2 protein-coding genes are annotated in these 1,957 nt (G+C 71.5%); both read right to left on the bottom strand.

Annotated features, from left to right (window positions below; genetic code table 11):
- On the bottom strand, nt 1-563 hold a 563-nt coding region (locus tag H5J30_RS30040), incomplete at its 3' end, for an alpha-hydroxy acid oxidase (RefSeq protein WP_181790530.1).
- Nucleotides 544-1,650 carry a 4-hydroxyphenylpyruvate dioxygenase gene (gene hppD, locus H5J30_RS30035; RefSeq protein ID WP_181790528.1) on the bottom strand — a complete coding sequence of 369 codons (1,107 nt, stop codon included), beginning with the start codon at nt 1,648-1,650 and terminating at the stop codon, nt 544-546. The genes H5J30_RS30040 and hppD, both read right to left, overlap by 20 nt.
- Nucleotides 1,651-1,957: the final 307 nt, after the last annotated feature.

Here is a 1,957-nt window from a genome sequence, read left to right as displayed (position 1 = left end):
CGCACGTCCTGGGGGAGCGCGAACCCGTTGCGTACGTCCCGCAACCGGCGGCCCATCCACGGCACGTCGACGGTGAGCATCACCGCCGCACAGCCGGCATCCTCCGCCCTGCGCACCAGGTCGAGGGTCCGTACGGTGTCCCGCAGCCAGTAGAGCTGGAACCAGACCGTGCCGCCGGCGCCCGTGATCTCCTCGATCGGCACGCTGCTCAGCGTGCTCGCGGTGAACGGCACCCCCGCCGCCCCGGCCGCCCGCGCCGCCGCCGGCTCGCCCTCGGCGCACACCAGCCGGTGGTACGCCACGGGCGCCACCGCCACCGGCATGGCCACCGGGCGACCGAGCAGCGTCGACTCCGTCGTGCAGCCCGACACGTCCCGCAGCGCGCGCGGCACGACGCACACCCGGTCCAGCGCCGCCCTGTTGGCCCGCAGCGTCGTCTCCGCACCGCTGCCCCCCGCCACGAAGTCCCGTACCCCGGGCGGCAGGGCAGCGGCTGCGGCGCGCTCGACGTCCGCGAGCGCATGGGCCGTAACGCCGCCGGCGTCAGCGCCGGGACGGCCCACGCTGGCCGGTCCTCTCCAGCTCCACGGCCTCGTACAGCGCCTTGATGTTCGCGCTGCCGAAGGTCTGCGCGCCCTGCCGCTCGATCACCTCGAAGAAGAGGGTGTGCCGCGGGTGGGTGGAGGCGGTGAAGATCTGGAACATCTGCCCGTCGTGGTCCTCGTCGGCCAGCACGTTCGTCGCCCGCAGGTCCGCAAGCCGGGACCGGCTCAGCGACGGGATGCGCGTGCCGAGCATGTCGTAGTACGAGCCCGGGGTGGCCAGGAACGCGACCCCGCGCCGCGCCAGCGTGCGCACCGAACCCACCGCGTCCGCCGAGGAGAAGGCCAGGTGCTGGACGCCGGAGCCCTGATGGCCCTTGAGGAACTCGTCGATCTGGCCCGGATCCGCGGTCGGGTCGGGCTGGATGAGCGTGAGCGTCACCGCGCCCGACCGGCTCTGCACCACCTTCGACTCCATCGCCTGCGAGCCGACGACGATGCGCTCCTCGAAGACGAAGTCGAAACCCAGCGCCTGCCGGTAGAAGCCGACCGTGGGATCGAGGCTGCCCGTGTCCAGGCAGACCGCGACGTGGTCGATCTCGTGCAGGCCCACGGCGGCCGCGCGGCCGTCGTCCTCCCGCAGCGCGGGTGCGAACCCCACCGGCAGGCCCAGGGCCGCCCGGGGGGCGCGCTGCACGAGCGTGTGGACCACATCCCCGAACCCGCCTATCGCGGCCGTCACGGCGGGTCCTTCGCCGTCGTGCGCGGTGGGCTCGCGCAGCACTCTGGCGCCGCCGGCCGCCGCCGCCTCGAAAGCGGCCCGCACGTCGGCCGTACGCAGCGCGATGTCGGCCACGCCGTCGCCGTGTTCCTGGACGTAGCCCGAGGCGGGGTGCTCGTCGGAGGTGGCTTCGGTGAGCACGAGGGTGATGCTGCCGTGGCGCAGCGCGATGCTGCGGTGCTCGGGCGAGCCCCCGGTGCCGACGACCGAGAAGGCGTACTTGTCGACCCAGTCGAAAGCGGCGGCCTCCAGGCTTCCGACGTACATCTCGACGTAGTCGATGGCCACGTCGCCGAACGGAACTCCGGCCTCGCTGAAATCATGCATGACTGTCCCCTGGTCACGAAGTGGCATGCGTTTCCCGGACTGTAGGCGACCGGCCGTGAATCTGGCTACGTGTGTCTTTTCTGGACTCCCGCGCTGTTGGTCGGCGGCTCTTCGTGCATAAGCTGTTGGGCTGTTTCCGCTAATCGGTCCACGGCTTTCGGGCGGGATCTTCCGAGCACAATCCTTCGATCAGGTTCTTTGGAACAGGGGATGTCTGGTGATTCGCTCCATAGCCGTCGTGGGCACCGGCCTGATCGGCACCTCCGTGGCCCTGGCCGCCTGCCGCCGGGGGGTGACCGTGTACCTG

The organism is Streptomyces phytophilus, from assembly GCF_013870535.1.
In the GTDB taxonomy this organism is placed as follows: domain Bacteria; phylum Actinomycetota; class Actinomycetes; order Streptomycetales; family Streptomycetaceae; genus Streptomyces; species Streptomyces phytophilus.
The sequence above is the reverse complement of the archived record's forward strand: the minus strand, read 5'-3'. Positions and strand labels throughout refer to the sequence as shown.